This is a genomic window from Rathayibacter sp. AY1A2 (assembly GCF_002930935.1).
Lineage (GTDB): Bacteria > Actinomycetota > Actinomycetes > Actinomycetales > Microbacteriaceae > Rathayibacter.
Window position 1 is genome coordinate 81376 of sequence record NZ_PSTP01000007.1, and the last position, 20714, is coordinate 102089.

Genomic DNA, 20714 nt, shown 5'->3' on the forward strand with positions numbered 1-20714 from the left:
GTGTCGTTCGTGGTGAGTGCTGTGGTGCGGAGTGACGGCGAGTGCCGGGTCGTGGTGACCATCCGACTCCGCGCTGCGCAGGGCTCCTCGCTGTACGGCTTCCCGTGGGGCGGCGCTGCGTTGCGCGACTCTGTGCTGGACGACTCTGTGCTGGACGACTCTGCAGTGCCCGGCTTCGCGGAGGGCTTCTGCACGCACGAACGCCGAAGGGCGGACACCGCGAGGTGCCCGCCCTTCGGCGTGTTCACCGGCCGGAGCCGGTGAGGGGAATCAGCTGGCCGGGGGGGTCAGCACGGTGTCGATGAGGTAGACGGTCGCGTTGGCGGTCTGGACGCCACCGCAGATGACGGACGCGTCGTTGACCTTCAGGTCGTCGCCGGAACCGGTGACGGTGAGGTTGCCACCCTGGACGGTGGCGTGGTCGCCGGCGATCGCGTCAGGGGCGATCTGGCCGGGGACGACGTGGTAGGTCAGGATCGAGGACAGCGTCGCGGCGCCCTCGGGGGTCTTGAGGGAGTCGACGGTCGCGGCGTCGAGCTTGGCGAACGCGTCGTCGACCGGGGCGAAGACGGTGAACTCGCCGCTGTTCAGCGTGTCGACGAGGTTGACGTCGGGGTTGAGGCCACCGGAGACCGCAGCGGTCAGGGTGGTGAGCAGCGGGTTGTTCGACGCGGCGGTCGCGACGGGGTCGAGCGACATGCCCTCGACCGAGCCGGCGCCGTCCGGGACCTGCTCGGCGTACGCGGCACAGCCGGGACCGACGAGGTTCGCGGCCGGGTCCATGGTCGCCATGGGGGTCGAGGAGGCGGAAGCCGACGAGGTGGCCATCGGGGTCGACATCTCGGTCGCCGCGTCGCTGGCGGCGGTGGTCGAGCCGCTTCCGCTCGAGCAGGCGGTGAGGCCGAGGGCGGCGGTGCCCAGCAGGGCGAATGCGGCGAGGGCGGAACGCTTGGTGGATCGCATGGGATTACTCCTTCGTGAGACGGCCCCCACGTGATGCGGAGGACCTGTTCTGTGTGGACCGTTTCGCGGCCGTTGACATGTGTTCGGAGCCCTCCCTGCGGGGGTTTGGATTTCTTTCGGTGATCTAGGTAACGGCTTCGTAACGGCAAGGATCCGGAACGCGGGGGGCTGCTCCGCCGCGTCGATTACCCTGGAGACGTCGCGCGCACGCGTCGACGCGACGACGAGAGGACGGGCGAGTGCAGACCCGAGGTGCACGAGTGGCTCGCGGCGTCGCCGCCGCTCTCGCCGCGACCGCCACGGCCGCCGCCTCCCACACGGTCGCGGGCGCCGAGACCCCCACTCCTGCCGTGCTCGCGCTCGCCGCGGCGTTCGCCGTCGTCGTCTGCGTCCTCCTCTCGGGGCGCCGTCTGTCCCTTCCCCGGCTGACGCTCTCCGTGCTCCTCAGCCAGATCGCGTACCACGGCCTCTTCCTCATCACGGGCAGCGGTGGGGAGGTGAGCGTGGTCGGGACGACGGGCACCGGCGCGCACTTCCACGACGGGTCGACCATCGAGCTGATCGCCGGCGGAGGCGGACACGCGACTCACGCTCCGCTGATGCTCGTCGCCCACCTCGCTGCGGCTGCCTTCACGATCGCGGCGTTCCGGTACGGCGAGCGCCTCTTCTGGACGCTGGGAGCAGGCCTCCAGCGCGTCGTCGTACGGATCGTCGCCCGCGCGTCCGCGGTCGCACTCCCGTCGGCCCCCGGCGTCTCGATGACGGGTACCCACGAGCCGCGGGCGACTCGATCCCTCGACGCGGTCCTCTCGATCCTCCGGCACCGCGGGCCGCCGCTGCGGGTCCTCCGCGCCGCCTGACGCCCCTCCCGTGCGGGAGCGGCTCCGGTCGGCGCCCCGCACGCACCGCGAACCCGCGCTGCGTCCAGAACTCCCGGCCCCGCGCCGGATCTCCCCCGAGGACACGACCGTCATGACCCGTTCTTCTTCTTCTTCTTCTTCTTCCTTCTCGCGGCTCCGCCTCGTCGGCAGCGGCGCACTCGTCGCCGTCGGATCGATCGCGCTCGCTGTCGCCGCGCCCACGGCGGCCAGCGCCCACGTGACCGCGGCGGCGAGCAGCACCGCCGCCGGCTCGTACACGGTGGTGACGTTCTCGCTGGCCCACGGCTGCGAGGGCTCGCCGACGACGGGACTCACGATCACGATGCCCGACGGCATCAACTCGGTCAGCCCGACGATCAACCCGAACTGGGACGTCGTGAAGAACGAGGTCGCGATCGCCGACCCGGTCACCGACTCCCACGGGAACACCGCGACCAAGCGGGTCTCGGACGTGGTCTACACGGCGAAGACGCCCCTCGCCGACGGCTACCGCGACACCGTCGCCCTCCAGCTTCAGCTCCCCGAGGACGCAGCCGGCTCCACGCTGGAGTTCCCCGTGCTGCAGACGTGCGAGACCGGCAGCACCGCCTGGGACCAGCCGACCGTCGACGGCCAGGACGAGCCCGAGCTGCCCGCTCCCACCGTCGCGGTGACCGCGGCGGAAGCAGGGTCCGGCCACGGGGGCGGACACGACGACGACGGCGACGGTGACGACGCGGTCGCGACCACCGCCTCGGCGACGACGGCCACGAGCGGCGACGACGTGCTCGCCCGCATCCTCGGAGTCGGCGGGCTCGTCGTCGGCGCGGTCGGCGTGGCCGTCGGGCTCGCCTCCCGCCGCCGCGGACCCCGGGCGTCGGCGTGACCCGTCGGAAGGCCCTCGTCGCCGCTACCGCGATCGGGCTGCTCGGTTCGATCGCGGTGGCGGCGCCCGCCAGCGCGCACAACTACCTCGTCTCGACGACTCCCGCTGCGGACTCGACCGTGACGGAGCAGCCGGGAACGCTGGTGCTGACGACGAACGACGACCTGCTCGTCCTCGGGACGGACGGAACGGCGGCGGCTCTGCGCGTCGTCGGGCCGGACGGGCTCTACTACGGCGACGGCTGCGTCAGCGTCGTCGGGCCGGAAGCGTCGATGCCGCTCGAGCTCGGCGCGGCGGGGGAGTACGAGGTGACCTGGCAGGTCGTGTCCACCGACGGGCACCCCGTGTCGGGCCAGTACGCGTTCGACTGGGCGCCGTCCGACGGGACCGCGCTCGCCGACGGGTCGGACTCGGTCCCGGACTGCAACGGCACCGTCGCGGTCTCAGGAGGACAGGCCGAGTCAGCCGACGAAGCGCAGGCGACGTCCGGATCGGACCCGGCACTCCTCGGGGACGTCCTGTGGATCGGCGGCGCTCTCGCCGCGGTCGCCGCCGCCATCGGAGTGACGCTCCTCGTGCTGCGACGGCGACCCCGCGACTGAGGCTCGTGAGCCTCCTGGGGTGGCGGTCGGTCAGTTCAGGAGGCTCGCGAGGGGCCCTTCACCGAGACCGGTGAGGACGGCCGCCGCGTCCTCGTAGACGGCGACGGCTCCGGCCTCGCGGAGTTCGTGCTCCGAGGTTCCGCCGGAGAGGACTCCGACCGTTGCCAGGCCCGCGCGCTCGGCGGCCAGGACGTCCCAGGTCGCGTCGCCGACCATGACGGCGCGGTCGACGGAGACACCCGCGCGGTCGAGCGCGATAGAGATCAGGTCGGGTGCTGGCTTGGCGGTGGAGACGTCGGCGCCGCTGGTGACAGCGTGGACGGACCCGCCGAAGTCGAGGACGTCGAGAAGCACGTCCAGCTCGTTCTGCGGTGCCGAGGTGGCGAGGACGACGTGGACGCCTCGACCGACGAGCGTCGCGACGAGCTCGCGAGCTCCCGGAAGTGGAATGATGCGTGCTGTCGTCTCGGTGTAGTTCTTGGTGTGCAGCGACTTCACCAGTGCGCGCTGCTCCTCCTTCACGTCGTCCTCGAGGAGCATGTCGAGCAGCTCCGACGAGTCTGCGCCGATCGCTCGTTGGATGCGCCAGGCGGGCACGACGAGGTCGGCCTGCCAGAAGGCTCGCGACCACGCCTCGACGTGGAGGAAGTTCGTGTCGGCGAGGGTCCCGTCGATGTCGAAGAGCACCGCGGAGGTCCCCGTCGTCGCGTCTTTCCTGTCCTTCGTTCCTGCCATGTCGCTGCCCCTCTTGTCGCTTCCGCGCCTATCGGCCCGTGCCGTCCACGCTACGCGGGCGCGCCGAAGCGGGCCCGCCCCTTGACCTGCCCGTCCACGCCACCCGACCTGCCCCTTGTCACGCCCCGCCGGTCCCGGTCGGATCGTGTCCGCCCTCCGTCCCGTTCCCCGGCTCCCCGGGCCGGGTGACATGCTGCCGTCCCGTCGGGCTCGTCCAGTGCAGCGTGCCGTCCGGCTCCTGCCGGTGGGTCCACCCCGTGGTGTGGCGGAGCCGGTGGTGGTGTCGGCAGAGGTGTGCGAGGTTGTCGGCCGACGTGGTGCCTCCGTGCTGCCAGTCGTTCGTGTGGTCGACGTCCGCGTGGCGGGTGCTGTGGGTGCATCCCGGGAACCGGCAGGTCCCGTCGCGGTGCTGGAGGTGGCGACGCAGGTCCGCCGGCACTCGGTAGGAGTCGCGTCCGACGGAGAGGACCGCTCCGCTCTCCGGATGGGTGAGCAGCCGCGTGAACGAGGGAGCACCTGCTGTGAGACGCCGCGCGGTCTCCGGATCGACGGGTCCGTATCCGTCGAGGACCGCGGGCTGGTCGGAGCGCCCGAGGAGGGTCAGTGCAGGCACGGTCACCGCGACTTCGGCGCGCACTCCCGCCGGCATCGACGTGCCGTCTCCCTCGGCCGATGTCTCCCCGTCGACCAGCAGCGCAGCGGCGATGTCCGCGCGGAGCTGGCCCAGCGTCCGCTCCTCGTCTGGCAGATCCGCGAGGGAGCGGGCGGCCCGGTCGATCCTGTCCATCGCGCCGAGCGCATCGGGAGCTGCGGTGTAGAGGTGCAGGATCGCCATCCCGTCGTCGAGGCCCTCCACCCAGAGCGCGCGACGACGGGCGCAGTCCCGATGACGTTCGCTGAGCGTCTGCGGGTGCAGCCGTTCCCGGAGCGACCGGAGGGCGCGTCGCAGCTGGGGCGGCGTGCAGGCTACCGCGATCGTGGCGGCCTCCTCGTCGAAGCGCCCACGGACCTCGGCGGGGACGTCGAGCGCTCCTCGCACCACGAGTCGCGCGTGCTCGGGGGAGAGCGCTCCGTCCGCGAGTGCGCGCAACGTCGCCGGGAGGTCGTTCACCAGCAGGCGTGCCTCGTCGACCAATGCAGAGGCGTGCGCCTCCGAGACCCGGAGTCCCGTCGCGAGCTCCGCGATCAGCGCCCGGTGCGCCGCCTCCGCCCGATCCACCTGCACCTGGACGTGCTCGCCGACGAGAACCGCCGGTGCCGCCATCGCGAGGCGGCGTGCCTCCTCGACTGCCCGGTACCGGGATGCCTCGACGGCGGACCGCTCAGCGTGCCGTGAGCCGGCGAGCGCGAGCGCCTCCGTGAGCGCGTCGTCTACTGTCGCCGATTCCTTCATGCCCTGATCTCACCGGACGAAGTCTCGCCGTGGGCCTCGGGAGCGCCGTTTCATCGGACAGCATCGCGAAGAACCGTCTGTGGAGGAGCGTCGCCCCCCTCACACCTTCCGCGGCACCGTGAACACGGTCTCCACTCCTGCCGAGTACAGCACCGAGTCCGGCGCGCGCGTCGCCAGCCCGGGGAAGCCCGCGGCGTCGAGCAGCCCGTCGTCGAGCGCCAGCAGCTCCGCGCGGCGCAGCGGCCACGGCCGGTGCAGGTTGCGGCCGTACCAGGTGGAGCCCAGGTGGCGCTCGTGGTAGGCCCAGCGTGCAGTGAGGAACGAGGCGAGCGGGTCCTCGCCGACCGGGTCGCCCGGGCGGACGACGATCCGGGAGCGGGCGGCCGAGTCCGAGTGCCGGATCGTGTCGTAGATCACCGCGCCGTGGCGGTGCTCGATGCTCATCCGGGCCCAGCGGTAGGGGAGCCCGAACACCGCCTGCGCGGTGAGCACGGGAAGGAGGTGGGAGGCGTCGAGCGAGACGAACACGACTCCGCGTCGTCCCTGCTCGTCGACGGAGTAGAGCCGGACGTTCACCTCGGGGAAGGTGCCGAGCCAGGGCACCCGCGGGCCGCCGAGGAAGGCCGTCCGCGAGAGCCGGAACGGGATCAGGCCCACCCAGGAGGAACCGTCGTGCTCGTCGGGCCTCGTCCCGGCCGGGAGGTGGGGCGCCACCAGGGCGGGGTCGACCCGCCAGTGCAGGAACGTCGCCTCGGTCCAGCGCTGTTTCAGGATGCGCGGTCCGCCGAGCGCGGGCGCGGAACGGGTGACGGGTTCGACGGATCTCACGCGCCCATCGTGCTCCGATGTGCTGCGAGCTCGCCCGTGCAGGCGCGCTCAACGGCGTGCGACGAGTGCCTTCAGTGTCTCCAGCACCAGGGCCACCGGTGCGGAGGAGGCGGCGGAGTTCCGCACGACGGCCTCGAGGGAGCGGACGGGCCGGGGACGGACGACGGGCACGGCGCGGACGCCGTCCGGCAGGCGGTGGGCCGCGAGCTCCGGCAGGACCGTCACGCCCATGCCCGCGGCGACGAACGCGGCGGCGGTGATGTGGTCGTTGGCCTGGACGTGGAAGGGCGGCGCGAACCCGGCGGCGGCGCAGGCCTCCACGACGTTCCGGCGGCACCAGCCGGTGGGCAGGTCGTTGTCGACCCAGCGCTCGTTCGCGAGCTCGGCGAGGTCGATCTCGCTCCGGGAGGCGAGCGGATGATTGTCGGGCAGGACGACGAGGTAGGGGTCGTCGAGGAGGTGGTGCGCCGTGAATCCGGGGGCGGTCGGCTCGGAGGAGGCGACGAGGAGCTGCACGTCGGGGCGCGCTCCGAGGTCGTCGTCGAGCTCCTCTCCCAGGCGCAGATCGAGGGCGAGGCCGGGGAACGCGGCGGTCAGCCGGCGGGCGACCTCCGGCATCCAGGCGCTGCCGACGGAGGCGAAGTACGTCACGGAGAGGCGGCCGGAGCGGCCCTCGCGCAGCTCCTCCACCACGGCCTCCGCTTCGGCGAGGCGCTCGAGGACGCGGTCCGCCTGGGCGGCGAGGGCGCGTCCGGCGGGGGTCGGGCGGACGCCGCGGCCCACCCGCTCCAGCAGGGTCAGTCCGGTCTCGCGCTGCAGAGCGGAGAGGTGCTGGCTGACGGCGGACGGCGTGTAGCCGAGGCCGGAGGCGGCTCCCGCGATCGAGCCGGAGGCGACGACGGAGCGGAGGATGCGGAGCCGGTGCACGTCGAGCATGAGACGACCGTACAGTTCGGCTGAACGATCCGACAGTGAACGGAACTGGTGCTGAATCCCCGGCAGCGCCACGATGGCCTCATGACCGACGTCTCCTCCTCCGCCCCGCCCTCCACGAGGGACGCCCTCCTGCTGTGGGGCGCGATCGCGGTCACCGTCCTGCTCTGGGCGTCGGCCTTCGTCGGCATCCGCGCCACGACGGAGGACTTCGGCCCGGGCGCGCTGACCCTCGGCCGCATCGTGGTGGGGTCGCTCGCGCTCACGGTGGTGCGCGTCGTCCTCATCGCCCGGAGGCGCCGCTCGGAGGCGGGTCCGGATCCGCGCACAGCGGTCCCGCGCGGGCGCCTCCTCCTGCTCGTGCTGGGCTGGGGAGTCGCCTGGTTCGGGGTCTACAACCTGGCGTTGAACGCTGCGGAGCGGCACGTCGACGCGGGGACGGCGGCGCTGCTGGTGAACATCGCGCCGATGATCACCGCCGTGCTCGCCGGGCTGCTGCTGGGGGAGGGGTTCCCCCGCCGTCTCCTCGCCGGGATGCTCGTGGCGCTGACCGGCGTCGCGGTGATCGCGTTCTCCACCTCCACCGGGCAGTTCGACGTGATCGGCGTCGCCCTCGGCCTGGTCGCCGCCGTCGTCTACGGCAGCGCGGCGACCCTTCAGAAGCGCCTGCTGGGACGGATCGACGCACCGACGATGACCTGGCTCGGCTGCCTCGCCGGCACGGTCGCGTGCCTGCCCTTCGCCCCGGAGCTCGTCGAGGCGCTCGCCGCCGCTCCGCTCTCCTCGATCCTGGCCGTGGTCTACCTCGGGATCTTCCCGACGGCCGTCGCCTTCACGACGTGGGGGTACGTCCTCGCGCGCTCCAGCGCGGGTCGCACCGCGGCGTCCACCTACGCGGTGCCCGCGGTGGTCGTGCTGCTGTCCTGGCTCGTCCTGGGCGAGACCCCGCCGCTCGCCGCGCTGCTCGGAGGCGCGCTCGCCCTGGCCGGAGTCGCGGTGGCGACGCTGCGGAGGCGCCCGAAGGCGGTCTGACCGGCGGCGGATGCTCCTCCACAGCCGCCCGATCGCGTCGAGTCCTCGGACGAGGCGGCTCGCGGGGATCCCGCGGGAGGGCCCGGGATATGCTGGGCGGACGTTCATCCCAGTCGGCGCCGAGCGCCAGGAACGGTGAGGATCCCGATGACCGAGGCCCTGCAGCCGCCCGTCCAGAACGCCCTCTCGCTCACGCCTCCGGAGCCGGTGGCAGCGGTGCCGACCACCTCGGCGCCGTCGATCGCGCCGAAGGTGCCGGAAGCCGCCCTGCCCGGCCTCGAGGCGAAGGTCGACGGCTACCTCGACACGCTCCTGGCGACGGAGTCCCGCAGCCCCGAGTTCGCGACGCGGGCCAACGACATCCGCACGATGGGCGACGCCGACATCCGCTCGGCCGCCGACTCGTCGAACCGGCTGCTGAGCACGCCGGTGCGCGCCCTCCAGGAGGGCGGGCTCTCCGAGGGGTCGACCATCGGCAAGACACTGCTCGAGCTGCGCCGCACGGTGGAGGATCTGGACCCGTCCGAGGACAACCTGCAGAAGAAGATCCTGGGCTTCATCCCGTTCGGCAACAAGATCACCGACTACTTCCGCCGCTACGAGAGCGCCCAGTCGCACCTGAACGCGATCATCCAGGCCCTGTACGACGGGCAGGACGAGCTGCGGAAGGACAACGCGGCCCTGAATCTCGAGAAGCAGAACCTCTGGGAGACGATGACCCGTCTCAACGAGTACATCTACGTCGCCGAGCGGCTCGACGTGAAGCTCTCGGCGAAGATCGCCGAGCTCGACGCGACCGATCCGGAGCGGGCGAAGGCGCTGCGCGAGGACGTCCTCTTCTACGCGCGCCAGAAGCACCAGGACCTGCTGACCCAGCTGGCCGTGTCGATCCAGGGCTACCTCGCGATCGACGTCGTCATCAAGAACAACGTCGAGCTGATCAAGGGCGTCGACCGCGCGACGACCACGACCGTCTCGGCGCTGCGCACGGCGGTCATCGTGGCGCAGGCGCTCGCCAACCAGCGCCTCGTGCTCGATCAGATCACGGCGCTGAACACCACGACGTCCAACATGATCGAGGCCACCTCGCGCATGCTCGCCGACCAGTCGGCCTCGATCCAGTCGCAGGCCGCCTCGGCCACGGTCGGGCTGCCGCAGCTGCAGGCCGCGTTCGCGAACATCTACCAGACGATGGACTCGATCTCGGACTTCAAGATCAAGGCGCTCGACAGCATGGCCCAGACCGTCGGAGTCCTCCAGACCGAGACGGCGAAGGCCGGCGAGTACGTCGAGCGGGCCCGCCGCAGCAACTCGGACATCGACGCGACGTCCTCGCTCGATCTCGGCCGCTAGCCGATGGGCTGGTTCTCCCGACTGTTCACGGGTGCCCCCGCGGCGCCGGAGGAGACCGCGCCCGCTCTGCCGAGCGTCCCGACGAGCGAGGACATCCTCGCGGCGCTCGACAGGGTGGGCGCGCGGACGGAGGGCCGGGTGCCCGGCATCGTCGCGGCGCGCATCCAGCGGATCGACGAGACGGTCCGCGAGATGGTGCCCCGTCTCGACCGCCTCGGCGGGATGAGCCGCCAGGGCCACACCGTCGTCGCGACCGCGACCAGCTACCTCCCCGAGGCGGTGGAGGGCTACCTCCGCCTGCCGAGGGACTTCGCCGACCGCCGCGCCGTGCACAGGGGGAAGACCTCGCTGATGATCCTCTGCGACCAGCTCGACCTCCTCGGAGGCACGCTCGACCGCATCTCGGACGCCGTCTCGCGGCAGGACGCCTCGGCGCTGATCGCGCACGGGCAGTTCCTGGCCGAGAAGTTCACGGAGTCCTCGCTCTCCCCGAGCGGTCTCGACGCGCCTCCGCAGCCGGGAGCGCCGTCCGGATCCGGCTCGCTGACCCCGCCGAGCGCCTCGTGACCGCGCTCGCCCCGGCGCTGGACGCCCTCGTGCTCGCGGGGACGGCCGCCGGCCTCGACGCCGCGGCCGTCCGCGACGAGGGTGCGCGGCTGGCCGCCGCCGTCGCCGAGTCGATCCGCGGCGCCGGGCAGGACTGGCTCGCCGCGACCGGCGCGACCGGCGGTCTGGAGGCGTTCTTCACCGCCGCCTCGAGCGGTCGGCGCTGGCGGTCGGGGCCGACCGATCAGCTGGCCGCCCTGGTCGGCGCGGGCTCGCACCACGCCTCCGCCTACGCCCGCGCCCTGACCGAGGTCGTCTCGGCGGCCAGCGCTCTCGGCGACCCGGGCATCGGCGGCATCGCCTCCGCCTCCGCGACCGCCGCGGCCCAGCTCTCCGCCGTCCCGGGCGCCCGGGGCACCGCTCCGACGACGAGCGGAGGAGTACCGCACACGACCGGCCGGACGCCGGACGGTGCCGCGAGCGCCGACCTGCCGACCGGTCTGCCCGCCGGCGTGCCCGGGGTCGACGAGATCCTCGAGCGCCTCCGCCGGGCCGAGCACGACGGTCCGCAGGACGAGCCGGCGCCCGCCGCCGCTCCCGCCGCGGAGCCCGCCTCCGAGCCGGAGCCGCTCGACCCGCCGGAGTCCATCGACGACCTGCTCGCCGAGCTCGACGCGCTGATCGGCCTCGACCGGGTGAAGAGCGAGATCAAGCGGCAGACGCAGCTGCTCCGGATCGACACCCTGCGCCAGGCCGCCGGTCTCAGCACGCCCACGCTCACCCGCCACCTCGTCTTCACGGGGAACCCCGGCACGGGCAAGACGACGGTGGCGCGGCTGGTCTCGCGGATCTACCGCTCGCTCGGCATCCTCTCGAAGGGCGTGCTCGTCGAGGTCGACCGATCGGAGCTGGTGGCCGGCTACCTCGGGCAGACCGCGACGAAGACCGCGGAGGTGATCGCCTCCGCGCGCGGCGGCGTCCTCTTCATCGACGAGGCCTACGCGCTCGCGCTCGACCAGTACGGCGCGGAAGCGGTCACCACCCTCGTGAAGGACATGGAGGACCACCGCGGCGACCTCGTCGTGATCGTCGCCGGCTACTCCGGGCCGATGCAGGGCTTCCTCGACACGAACCCGGGTCTCGCCAGCCGCTTCTCGACCACGATCGACTTCGCCGACTACTCCGACGACGAGCTCTCGGCGATCTTCGGCCGCCTCGCATCTTCCGCGGACTTCGAGCCGACGGAGGAGGCGCTCGCCGCGTTCGCGGGCCTCGCCTCGGCGCAGCAGCGCACGGAGGCGTTCGGCAACGGGCGCTGGGTCCGCAACGTCCTCGACGCGGCGATCGCCCGGCACGCCTGGCGCCTGCGCGACGTGGAGGAGCCGACGCTCGACGAGCTGCGCATCCTGCTCCCCGAGGACGTGGTGGAGAGCCCCGAAGCCTCGAGCAGCCCGGACGCAGCCGGCGACGACGACGAGGGCTCGGCTGAGGGCTCTGAGGAGGCCCTCGGGCAGGCGGACGCCGCCCCGAGCGGCGCGGCCGTCCCCGTCACCGACGACCCCGAGGAGGAGAGCCGTTGAGCACCGCACCCGCCGCGCCGCCCGCGCAGAGGATCCCCGAGCCGCCCCTCGTCCAGGTCGCCAACCGGCCGGCGCAGCGGAGGCCGTCGCTGCTGGCCCGCGCGACCGCGACCACTCCGGCCACCCTGCGCCTCCTGCTCGCCCTGACGGCGCTGGCGGCCGTGCTGTTCGGCGTGTTCGCGCAGCAGGCAGGAGCGATGCAGGCGCGCGCCGCGACCACGGCCCGGGAGCAGTCGGCGCAGCTGCTCGGAGTGCAGAACGTCCGCACGCTGCTGGTGGACGCCAACGCGATCGCGGCCAACACCTTCCTCGTCGGCGGACTGGAGCCGACCGAGCTGCGGGCGTCGTACGTCTCGAGCCTCACCGGCGCCGCCTCCGCGATCGCCGGGCTCTCGGCAGCCGACTCGGCGGACACCCGGGCCCTCGCCCGGGTCGCCAGCAGCATCACGACCTACAGCGGGCTGATCGAGCAGGCGCGGGCCAACAACCGGCAGGGCTTCCCCGTCGCCTCGGCGTATCTCGACCAGGCGTCGACGGCCCTCTCGGGAGACGGTGGCATCCTCGAGGACCTCGACGGACTCGTCGACTCCGGTGCCGACCGGGTCGCGGCCGCCTACGACGCCGTCCGCTGGAGCGTCCTGCTCATGATCGGCTCGCTCGTGATGCTGGTCCTCCTCCTGGCGGCGCAGCTCTGGCTCGCCCGCCGTACGCACCGCTACCTCAACCGCCCGCTCGCCACGGGGACCGCCCTCCTGCTGGTCGTCGGCGTCGGCGGGGCGCTCGCCTACGGATCGGTCGCGGCGGACGCGGGGACGGCGCGGGTCGAGTCCTACCGCGAGGCGCTCACCGTGTCGAACGCGCTCATCGCCGCGAGCGACGCCAAGTCGCTCGAGAGCTTCACGCTGATCAAGCGCGGCTCCGGCGCCGCCCTCGGGGAGCGCTACACCCAGGCCGTCGACTCCGCCCGGGAGAAGCTCTCGGGCGACCTGCAGGACGAGCTGGCGAGGACACGGCTCGTCGACGAGTTCGGGCAGTGGCAGTCGTTCCACGAGGAGATCCGGGAGGCGGACGACGCCGGGAACTGGGACCAGGCCGTCCGCGTCGCCACGATCACAGGGAACGGCACGCCGAACGACCTCTTCACCACCTTCTCCGACGACGCCCGAGACGTGGTGCAGGAGAAGGCACTGGCCGCCGCCACCACGCTCGATCGAGGCGCGGAGTTCGCGACCCTCGTCTCGTGGATCCTGCTGGCGGCGGGTCTCGCCGGAGCCGTGTTCGCCTGGCGCGGCATCGCCCAGCGACTGGAGGAGTACCGATGAACCGCCTGCGCGCCGCCGCCCTCGCCCTGGCCACCGCCGCGGCTCTCGCCCTCACCGGCTGCACGACGGGGGCGGACGACCTCGGCACGCCCCTCGCCGCGGCGACCCCGACTCCGACGGCGAGCGCGTCCGCTCCCGCCGCTCCTGCCGCGGCGGACTGCTCGCCCTCGGCGGTCACCTCCTACGCGCCGACCGGCGTGACCGACAGCACCAGGCTCGCGGAGATCCGCGGGCGCGGGACCCTGCGCGTCGGCGTCTCGGCCGACACCCTCCTGATGAGCGCCCGCAACCCGATCACGGGGGCGATCGAGGGCTTCGACGTCGACATCGCCCGCGAGGTCGCCCGGGCGATCCTCGGCAGCGACTCCATCGACTACGTCGTGATCACCTCCGCTCAGCGCCTCCCCGCGCTCACCGGCGGCGACGGCGCCCCGCAGGTCGACATGGTGGCCCGCACCCTCACGATGACCTGCGATCGCTGGAGCTCGATCGCCTTCTCGTCCGAGTACTACGACGCCGGCCTCAAGGTGCTCGTCTCCGACGACCCCGACGGAGTCCCGATCACGGGCATCGGCGACCTCGACGGCGAGAGGGTCTGCGCGCCCAGCGGCACCACGACGCTCAGCCGCCTGCAGAACGACTACCCGGAGGTCGAGGCCGTCGAGGCCGCCACGCACTCGCAGTGCCTCGCCCTCTTCCAGGCAGGAGAGGTCGACGCCATCGCGGGCGACGACACGATCCTCGCGGGCTTCGTGGCGCAGGACCCGTACGCGAAGGTCGTCGGCGACGCCCTGAGCTCGGAGCCCTACGGCCTCGGCCTGCCCGCCGACGACCCCGACTTCGTGCGCTTCGTCAACGCCTCGCTCGAGAGCATCCGCAGCGACGGCCGCTGGCAGAGCATCTACGAGCGCTGGCTCGGGGTCCTCGGCGAGGCCTCGCCGCCGGCCCCGGTGTACGGCCGATGAGCACCGGTCTCGCGGAGGGGACCCCCGTCGCTCCGGGCCGGCTGGGGGAGGCCGCGCCGCAGCGCGAGCTCTTCGAGTACCTCGCCGCTCTCACCCGCTGGCTCCAGCGGACCACGCGAGAGCTCTCGCGGCTGGACGCCGCCGCGCTGGCGTCGCCGCAGGCCGAGAACTACACGGCCGACGTGGTGCTCGCCCAGTCGCTCCGCGAGTCCGTCACCCGGCGCCTCGCCGAGCTCGAGGCGGTCTGGGACTCCGGCCGCGTCGACATCGTGGCGCGCGAGCGGATAACGCAGCTGATCTGGGGCCGTCTCGACGCCTCCGGGAGCGGCGCGGTCTCGCTGGTGGAGGCGGTGCGCCTCTGCGACGCGGTCGTCGGCCAGCTGCGCTCCCGGCTCGAGCTCGACCCCAGCGGCACCGACGTCGCCGGACGGATCGTGGGGGTGCGCGCCGAGATCGAGCGCTGCCGCGACCTCACCCGCGACGGGAGCGGCACGGTCGACCGCGAGCGGGCGGAGCGGGTCGCCGTGCTGCGGTCCCGCCTCGACGCGCTCGCCGAGCGGGCGGGCCGGGGAGCCGACGTGTCGGGGCCGCTCGGCCAGCTCGAGAGCGACTCCGCCCGGCTCGAGCGCGACCTGATCATCGCCGCGTCCGAGCGGCGCGGACTCGAGCGCGACCGCCGTCGGGCGCGCGAGCTGGCGGAGGCGGCCGAGCGACGCGAGGCGCCGCTGCGCGAGCTCGTGGCCCGCTGCCGCCGCGAGATCGCCGACCCGCCGCGGCTGGCCGTGCCCGACGTCTCCCGGCTGGGCGATCCTCCGTCCGACCGCGAGGCGCTCGACGCGCACCTCGCCCGGCTCACCGCGGTCGGCCGCGCGTTCGACGCGGTCGAGGCCGCCTACACCTCGCCGCTGCGCGAACGGGCCGCCCTCGGCTTCCGCCTCCGGGCACTGCGGGAGCGTGCCGAGGGCAACGGCCGCGCTGCCACCGCCGTCGGCGTCGCGGCCGAGGAGGAGGTGCGCGCAGCCCTCGACACGGTGCCGTGCTCCGTCCCGCTCGCCCGTCACCTGGTCGAGCAGTACGACGTCGTCACCCGCGACCTCCCGCAGCCCGACCCCGCGCACCACCGGAAGGCCACCCCATGAACGGCGCCCCCTGCACCGCGACTCCCGGCTGCACCGGGACGATCGAGGACGGCTACTGCAACGTCTGCGGCCTCCCGCCCGAGGAGGGCGCCGCCGCCTCCACGCCGACCGCGCGCCGCGCCGCTCCGGCCTCCCCGCCGGCCACCGCCTCCGCCGCCTTCGGCACCGGCTTCGTCGAGGGCACCCCCGGCGCCACGGCACCCGGGCCCGCGGAGGAGTCGGCCACCGCGCGCAGCACGCGCACCTCCTCCGCCCGCCTCGCCACCGCCGCCCTCGGCTCCGCCCGCACGGCGCAGACCGGCTCGAAGGTCACCCGCCGCGTCGGCACCACCTCGACCCGACTGCGCGGCCCGAGGCTCGGCGCCGGGCTCACCACCGTCCCGTCCCGCCCGGCCGCCGACCCGATGGCCGCTCTGATGACCGAGGCGGTCCTCCCCGAGCGCAAGCGCTTCTGCTCGCACTGCGGCACCGCCGTCGGCCGCGGGCGCGACGGTCGGCCCGGCCGCACCGAGGGGTTCTGCCCCAACTGCCGCACGCCGTTCTCGTTCACTCCGCAGCTGGTGAAGGGCGACGTGGTCGGCGGCCAGTACGAGGTCGTCGGCTGCCTGGCCTACGGCGGCCTCGGCTGGATCTACCTCGCGCGCGACCGGAACGTCTCGGGGCGCTGGGTGGTGCTCAAGGGCCTGCTCAACTCCGGCGACCCCGACGCGTACGCCGCGGCCGTCACCGAGCGCCGGTTCCTGGCCGAGGTCGAGCACCCGCTGATCGTCGAGATCTACAACTTCGTCCTGCACGACGGCGCCGGCTACATCGTGATGGAGTACGTCGGCGGGCCGAGCCTCAAGCAGATCCTGAAGGAGCGGCTGGACGCCAACGGCGGCGCCGCGGATCCGCTGCCGGTGGACCAGGCGCTCGCCTTCGTGCTCGAGGTCATGCCCGCCTTCGCCTACCTGCACGACCACGGCCTGCTCTACTGCGACTTCAAGCCGGACAACATGATCCAGGTGGGCGACCAGGTCAAGCTGATCGACCTCGGCGGAGTGCGCCGGATCGACGACGAGGACTCCGCCATCTACGGCACCGTCGGCTACCAGGCTCCGGAGGTCGCCGACCTCGGTCCCTCGGTCGCCTCCGACGTCTACACGATCGGCCGCACGCTGGCCTCGCTGGTGCTCGACTTCCGCGGCAACCAGACGACCTTCGTCGCCTCGCTGCCGCCGGTGTCGGAGACGCCGCTGTTCCAGCGCTACGACTCCTTCTACCGCCTGATCGCGAAGGCGTGCGCTCCCGACCCGCAGGACCGCTTCGCCACGGTGGACGAGATGCGCGGCCAGCTGCTCGGGGTGCTGCGCGAGGTCGTCGCGACCGACCGCGGTCCCGGACACCCCGCGCTGCACTCGACGGAGTCGGCCCTGTTCGAGGCGCCCGTGGCCGACGTGGTCGACCGCGTCCCGCCGTGGGACGCGCTGCCGGCGCTCCGCCGCGACGAGTCCGATCCCGCCCGGTCGTGGCTCGCGGGCGTGAACGTCGCCGACCCGATCGTGCGCCTGCGCGCTCTCGCGCTCGCGCCCACCGTGACGGTCGAGGTGCGGCTCGCCCGCGCCCGGGCGGCGATCGAGGCGCAGCGCTGGGAGGAGGCGGCCCGCGCGACGGGCGAGATCCTCACGGAGGACCCGTGGGAGTGGCGGGCGGTCTGGATGAGCGGTCTCGCGCAGCTCGCGCGCGGCGACGACATCGGGGCCCGCGCCTCCTTCAACACCGTCTACGGGCAGGTCCCCGGCGAGCTCGCCCCGAAGCTCGCGCTCGCCGCGGCGTGCGAGGCGAGCGGTGAGCCCGAGGTCGCCGAGTCCCTCTACGTGATCTGCGCCCGCGCCGACGCGAACTACACGGCACCCGCCGCCTTCGGTCTCGCGCGGGTGCGGCAGCTGCGCTCCGACCTCGACGGGGCGCTCGACGCGCTCGACATCGTCGCGCCCACGCGCTCCTCCTACTCCGACGCGCGCCGCCGCCGGGCGGAGCTGCTGGCGGAGTCGGGCCGCGGGCTGCCCGCGCTCTCGGCCGCCCTCGCGAGCGTCGACTCCGTGTCGATCGATCAGCGGACCCGCCTCGAGCTCACGACTCAGGTCCTCGCCTCCGCCCTCGAGCTGGTGCGGCGCGACGGCCCGGCCGAGGGAGCGACCCTCGGCGGGGTCGAGGCGAACGAGGCCGCCATCCGCGACGGCCTCGAGGCCTCCTACCGCGCGCTCGCCGCCTCCACTCGCGAGCGCGACGAGCGCCTGCGCCTCGTCGACCGGGCCAACGAGGTCCGACGCTGGACGCTGACATGAGCGGCGCGCTGTCGACTCCCTGCCCGAACTGCGGCGAGCCGGTCACGACGGGCGACGCGTTCTGCGAGGCCTGCGGGACGCCGCTGATCGTCGCGGCCACCCCCTCCGCTCCGCCCGTCGCCGTCGGAGGATCCGCCGCCTGCGTCTACTGCGGGGGAGCGGTCGCCGAGGACGGCTACTGCGAGCAGTGCGGACGCCCAGCTCCGACCGAGCGCGAGCACTGGGCCGAAGCGCCGCACCCGCTGGTCGGCGGCGTCTGCGACCGCGGGCTCCGGCATCCGGCCAACGAGGACGCGATGGCGCTCGGGGCGACCACCGGCGCCGACGGCTCTCTGAGGACGGCGCTGCTCGTGGTCTGCGACGGGGTCTCCTCGACCCCCGACTCCGACAAGGCGTCGCTCGCCGCGGCCCGTGCGGCACTCAGCGCGCTGCAGGCCGAGGTCGGCGGGGAGAGCGCGGGAGCGGACCGCTGGCGCGCGCTGCTGCAGATGGCCACCGCGCGCGCTTCCGGAGCGATCGACGCGGCCGTGCCCGAGAAGCGGTCGAATCCGCCCTCGTGCACCTTCACCGCGGCGGTGCTGGACGGCGCGCTGCTCGTCACGGGCAACGTGGGCGACAGCCGCAGCTACTGGATGCCGGACGCGGGCGAGCCGCGGCAGCTCACGGTCGACGACTCGTGGGCGCAGGAGCAGATCGCCTCGGGAGTGCCGCGGGAGCAGGCCGAGACGGCGCCCGACGCTCACGCCATCACCCGCTGGCTCGGCGCCGACGCGCACGACGAGGAGCCGCGGGTCGCCTCCGAGGAGCTGACCGAGCCGGGCTGGGTGCTGGTCTGCTCCGACGGGCTGTGGAACTACGCGTCCGCCGCCGAGGACCTCGCGCGCGTGCTCCGCGACGCGCAGGAGCGGGTGGGCGCGGATCCGGTCACGCTCGCGAAGGCGCTGGTCGCCTGGGCGAACGAGCGCGGCGGGCACGACAACATCACCGCGGCGCTGGCGCGGTTCGACCCGGCGGGTGCGGCGGAGACTGCGGCTGAAGCGTCCGCTGCAGAGGTGCACGGTGAGGAGACCGGTACAGCCGAGCAGGGTGCTGCCGACTCCGGCGCCGCCGACCTCGGCGCTGCGGATCCCGGTGCTGCGGACCCGAGCGCGGCCGACCCCGCCGCCTCGAGCCCCGACCCGGCCACCCCTTCGCCCGACGCCGACGCCCTCGCCCGACGCCTCCCGTCCCACCGACTGAGCGCGCCGATCCGTCCAGACCACCCCTCCGCCGCTGGACGGATCGGCACCCCCGCGGCCGTGATCACGCCCCTACAGTCGTCGCCATGAGCATCGCCGAGCCCGCCACCGCCCTGTCCGTCGTCGGCCACTGGATCGACGGGGCTCCCTCCGACTCCTCGTCCGGCCGCACCGCTCCCGTCTACGACCCGGCGCTGGGAGTCGCGACCAAGGAGGTCGCGCTCGCCGACTCCGCCGAGGTGGACGCCGCCGTCGCCTCCGCGAAGGCCGCCTTCCCCGCCTGGCGCGACACGTCGCTCGCGAAGCGGCAGCAGATCGTCTTCCGCTTCCGCGAGCTCCTCGAGGCGAAGAAGCAGGAGCTCGCCGAGCTGATCACGTCGGAGCACGGCAAGGTCGTCTCGGACGCGCTCGGCGAGATCACTCGCGGCCAGGAGGTCGTGGAGTTCGCGACCGGGCTCGCGCACCACCTCAAGGGCGAGTACTCGGAGCAGGTCTCCACGGGCGTCGACGTCTACTCGACCAAGCAGCCGCTGGGCGTGGTCGGGATCATCTCCCCCTTCAACTTCCCGGCGATGGTGCCGATGTGGTTCTTCCCCATCGCCATCGCCGCCGGCAACACCGTCGTGGTGAAGCCCTCCGAGAAGGACCCGTCCCCGGCGATCTGGCTCGGCGCCCTCTGGAAGGAGGCCGGCCTCCCCGACGGCGTCTACACGGTGCTCAACGGCGACAAGCAGGCCGTCGATGGGCTGCTCGAGCACCCCGACGTCCGCTCGATCTCGTTCGTCGGGTCGACCCCGATCGCGCAGTACGTCTACGAGACGGGCACGAAGCACGGCAAGCGCGTCCAGGCCCTCGGTGGGGCGAAGAACCACATGCTGGTGCTCCCCGACGCGGACCTCGACCTCGTCGCCGATTCCGCGATCAACGCCGGCTTCGGCTCGGCGGGGGAGCGGTGCATGGCGATCTCGGTCGTCGTCGCGGTCGAGCCCGTCGCCGACGAGCTCATCACCAAGATCCAGGACAGGGCCGCGACCCTGCGCACCGGCGACGGACGTCGTGGCTGCGACATGGGCCCGCTGATCACCGAGGCGCACCGCGACAAGGTCGCCTCCTACATCGCGATCGCGGAGGAGGACGGCGCCGAGGTCGTCATCGACGGGCGCGAGATCGAGGTGGACGGCGACGCGAACGGCTTCTGGCTCGGCCCGACCCTGCTCGACAAGGTCCCCACCACCTCCCGCGCCTACACGGAGGAGATCTTCGGCCCGGTGCTCTCCATCGTCCGCGTCGCCTCCTACGAGGAGGGCGTCGCACTCATCAACAACGGCGCCTTCGGCAACGGCACCGCGATCTTCACCAACGACGGAGGAGCGGCACGCCGCTTCCAGAACGAGGTCGAGGTCGGCATGATCGGCATCAACGTCCCCATCCCCGTCCCCGTCGCCACGTTCTCCTTCGGCGGCTGGAAGGCGTCCCTCTTCGGCGACACCAAGGCTCACGGAGCAGAAGGCGTCCGCTTCTTCACCCAGCAGAAGGCCATCACCAGCCGCTGGCTCGACCCCTCCCACGGCGGCATCAACCTCGGGTTCCCGCAGCATTCCTAGGCTCTCTCCTCCTTCGTCGTCGATCGCCCGCAGTCGGCCTGGGAGGGTGGTCGCGTCTCGCAGAGCGTCCTGCGTTCCGCGCACGTCGATCCGCTGAGACGCGGATCACCGGTTGCGCTCCGCGCCGGCGGGAGGCGCTGGGTCGACCGGAGAGGCTCACCAGCACGGCTGAGCGCAACCGGCGATCCGCGTGGGAGCGGATCGTCGTGCGCGGTACGCAACCCGCTCTGCGGAACGCGACCACCCTCCCCGGCCGACCGCGGCCGATCGACGACGCCAGGAGGAGACAGGCTCTTGAGCACCGCGCAACCGGCGATCCGCGTGGGAGCGGATCGTCGTGCGCGGTACGCAACCCGCTCTGCGGAACGCGACCACCCTCCCCGGCCGACCGCGGCCGATCGACGACGC

The 20714-nt window shown here is 73.3% G+C and carries 18 protein-coding genes; 13 read left to right on the forward strand and 5 right to left on the reverse strand.

Going from position 1 to position 20714, the window contains the following annotated elements:
* Positions 1-270: 270 nt before the first annotated feature.
* Complete coding sequence (locus C5B93_RS08555; RefSeq protein WP_104223824.1) at positions 271-963, reverse strand: fasciclin domain-containing protein; 693 nt, start codon at positions 961-963, stop codon at positions 271-273.
* A gap of 239 nt (positions 964-1202) precedes the next feature.
* Here C5B93_RS08555 and C5B93_RS08560 point away from each other — a divergent pair, with 239 nt between their 5' ends.
* The 3 genes from C5B93_RS08560 to C5B93_RS08570 all read left to right on the forward strand — a co-directional run bounded on the left by C5B93_RS08560 (position 1203) and on the right by C5B93_RS08570 (position 3311).
* Positions 1203-1823, forward strand: a complete 621-nt coding sequence (locus tag C5B93_RS08560; RefSeq protein WP_181068362.1) for a hypothetical protein — start codon at positions 1203-1205, stop codon at positions 1821-1823.
* A gap of 112 nt (positions 1824-1935) precedes the next feature.
* Positions 1936-2709 (forward strand): YcnI family protein, encoded by a 774-nt coding sequence (locus C5B93_RS08565; RefSeq protein ID WP_104292236.1) that lies wholly within the window; start codon positions 1936-1938, stop codon positions 2707-2709.
* Positions 2706-3311, forward strand: a complete 606-nt coding sequence (locus C5B93_RS08570) for a copper resistance CopC family protein (protein ID WP_104283177.1) — start codon at positions 2706-2708, stop codon at positions 3309-3311. Before C5B93_RS08565 ends, C5B93_RS08570 begins: the two co-directional genes overlap by 4 nt.
* A 30-nt stretch (positions 3312-3341) precedes the next feature.
* Here the strand turns inward: C5B93_RS08570 and C5B93_RS08575 are convergent, their stop codons facing one another.
* The 4 genes from C5B93_RS08575 to C5B93_RS08590 form a co-directional block, all read right to left on the reverse strand.
* Positions 3342-4046, reverse strand: coding sequence for an HAD family hydrolase (locus tag C5B93_RS08575; protein WP_104292237.1), 705 nt, complete (start codon positions 4044-4046; stop codon positions 3342-3344).
* Positions 4047-4164: 118 nt separating this feature from the next.
* Positions 4165-5439 (reverse strand): HNH endonuclease signature motif containing protein, encoded by a 1275-nt coding sequence (locus tag C5B93_RS08580; RefSeq protein WP_104292238.1) that lies wholly within the window; start codon positions 5437-5439, stop codon positions 4165-4167.
* A gap of 99 nt (positions 5440-5538) precedes the next feature.
* On the reverse strand, positions 5539-6267 hold the full coding sequence (locus C5B93_RS08585; protein WP_104226183.1) for a YqjF family protein: 729 nt from the start codon (positions 6265-6267) through the stop codon (positions 5539-5541).
* A 48-nt stretch (positions 6268-6315) separates the two neighbouring features.
* On the reverse strand, positions 6316-7203 hold the full coding sequence (locus C5B93_RS08590; RefSeq protein ID WP_104292239.1) for a LysR family transcriptional regulator: 888 nt from the start codon (positions 7201-7203) through the stop codon (positions 6316-6318).
* An 81-nt stretch (positions 7204-7284) separates the two neighbouring features.
* On the opposite strand from C5B93_RS08590, the gene C5B93_RS08595 reads away from it, so the two are divergent.
* The 10 genes from C5B93_RS08595 to C5B93_RS08640 all read left to right on the forward strand — a co-directional run bounded on the left by C5B93_RS08595 (position 7285) and on the right by C5B93_RS08640 (position 20306).
* Positions 7285-8232, forward strand: coding sequence for a DMT family transporter (locus tag C5B93_RS08595; RefSeq protein ID WP_104292240.1), 948 nt, complete (start codon positions 7285-7287; stop codon positions 8230-8232).
* A 147-nt stretch (positions 8233-8379) separates the two neighbouring features.
* A complete protein-coding gene (locus C5B93_RS08600) occupies positions 8380-9585 on the forward strand; it encodes a toxic anion resistance protein (RefSeq protein WP_104223833.1) in 1206 nt (401 codons plus the stop codon).
* 3 nt (positions 9586-9588) lie between these two features.
* Positions 9589-10152: a hypothetical protein gene (locus C5B93_RS08605; protein ID WP_104249860.1), complete on the forward strand. Its 564-nt coding sequence runs from the start codon at positions 9589-9591 to the stop codon at positions 10150-10152.
* The gene (locus C5B93_RS08610; RefSeq protein WP_258068178.1) at positions 10149-11711 is read left to right on the forward strand and encodes an AAA family ATPase; all 1563 of its coding nucleotides are present in this window, start codon (positions 10149-10151) and stop codon (positions 11709-11711) included. The genes C5B93_RS08605 and C5B93_RS08610 overlap by 4 nt, the downstream gene beginning before the upstream one ends.
* Positions 11708-13033: a hypothetical protein gene (locus tag C5B93_RS08615; RefSeq protein WP_104292241.1), complete on the forward strand. Its 1326-nt coding sequence runs from the start codon at positions 11708-11710 to the stop codon at positions 13031-13033. The genes C5B93_RS08610 and C5B93_RS08615 overlap by 4 nt, the downstream gene beginning before the upstream one ends.
* Positions 13030-13998 carry a glutamate ABC transporter substrate-binding protein gene (locus C5B93_RS08620; protein WP_104233136.1) on the forward strand — a complete coding sequence of 323 codons (969 nt, stop codon included), beginning with the start codon at positions 13030-13032 and terminating at the stop codon, positions 13996-13998. Before C5B93_RS08615 ends, C5B93_RS08620 begins: the two co-directional genes overlap by 4 nt.
* On the forward strand, positions 13995-15137 hold the full coding sequence (locus C5B93_RS08625) for a hypothetical protein (protein WP_104292242.1): 1143 nt from the start codon (positions 13995-13997) through the stop codon (positions 15135-15137). The genes C5B93_RS08620 and C5B93_RS08625 overlap by 4 nt, the downstream gene beginning before the upstream one ends.
* Positions 15134-17464, forward strand: a complete 2331-nt coding sequence (locus C5B93_RS08630; protein ID WP_104223838.1) for a serine/threonine-protein kinase — start codon at positions 15134-15136, stop codon at positions 17462-17464. The genes C5B93_RS08625 and C5B93_RS08630 overlap by 4 nt, the downstream gene beginning before the upstream one ends.
* A complete protein-coding gene (locus tag C5B93_RS08635) occupies positions 17461-18792 on the forward strand; it encodes a PP2C family serine/threonine-protein phosphatase (protein WP_219814029.1) in 1332 nt (443 codons plus the stop codon). Before C5B93_RS08630 ends, C5B93_RS08635 begins: the two co-directional genes overlap by 4 nt.
* On the forward strand, positions 18789-20306 hold the full coding sequence (locus C5B93_RS08640) for a CoA-acylating methylmalonate-semialdehyde dehydrogenase (RefSeq protein WP_104292243.1): 1518 nt from the start codon (positions 18789-18791) through the stop codon (positions 20304-20306). Before C5B93_RS08635 ends, C5B93_RS08640 begins: the two co-directional genes overlap by 4 nt.
* Positions 20307-20714 lie beyond the last annotated feature (408 nt).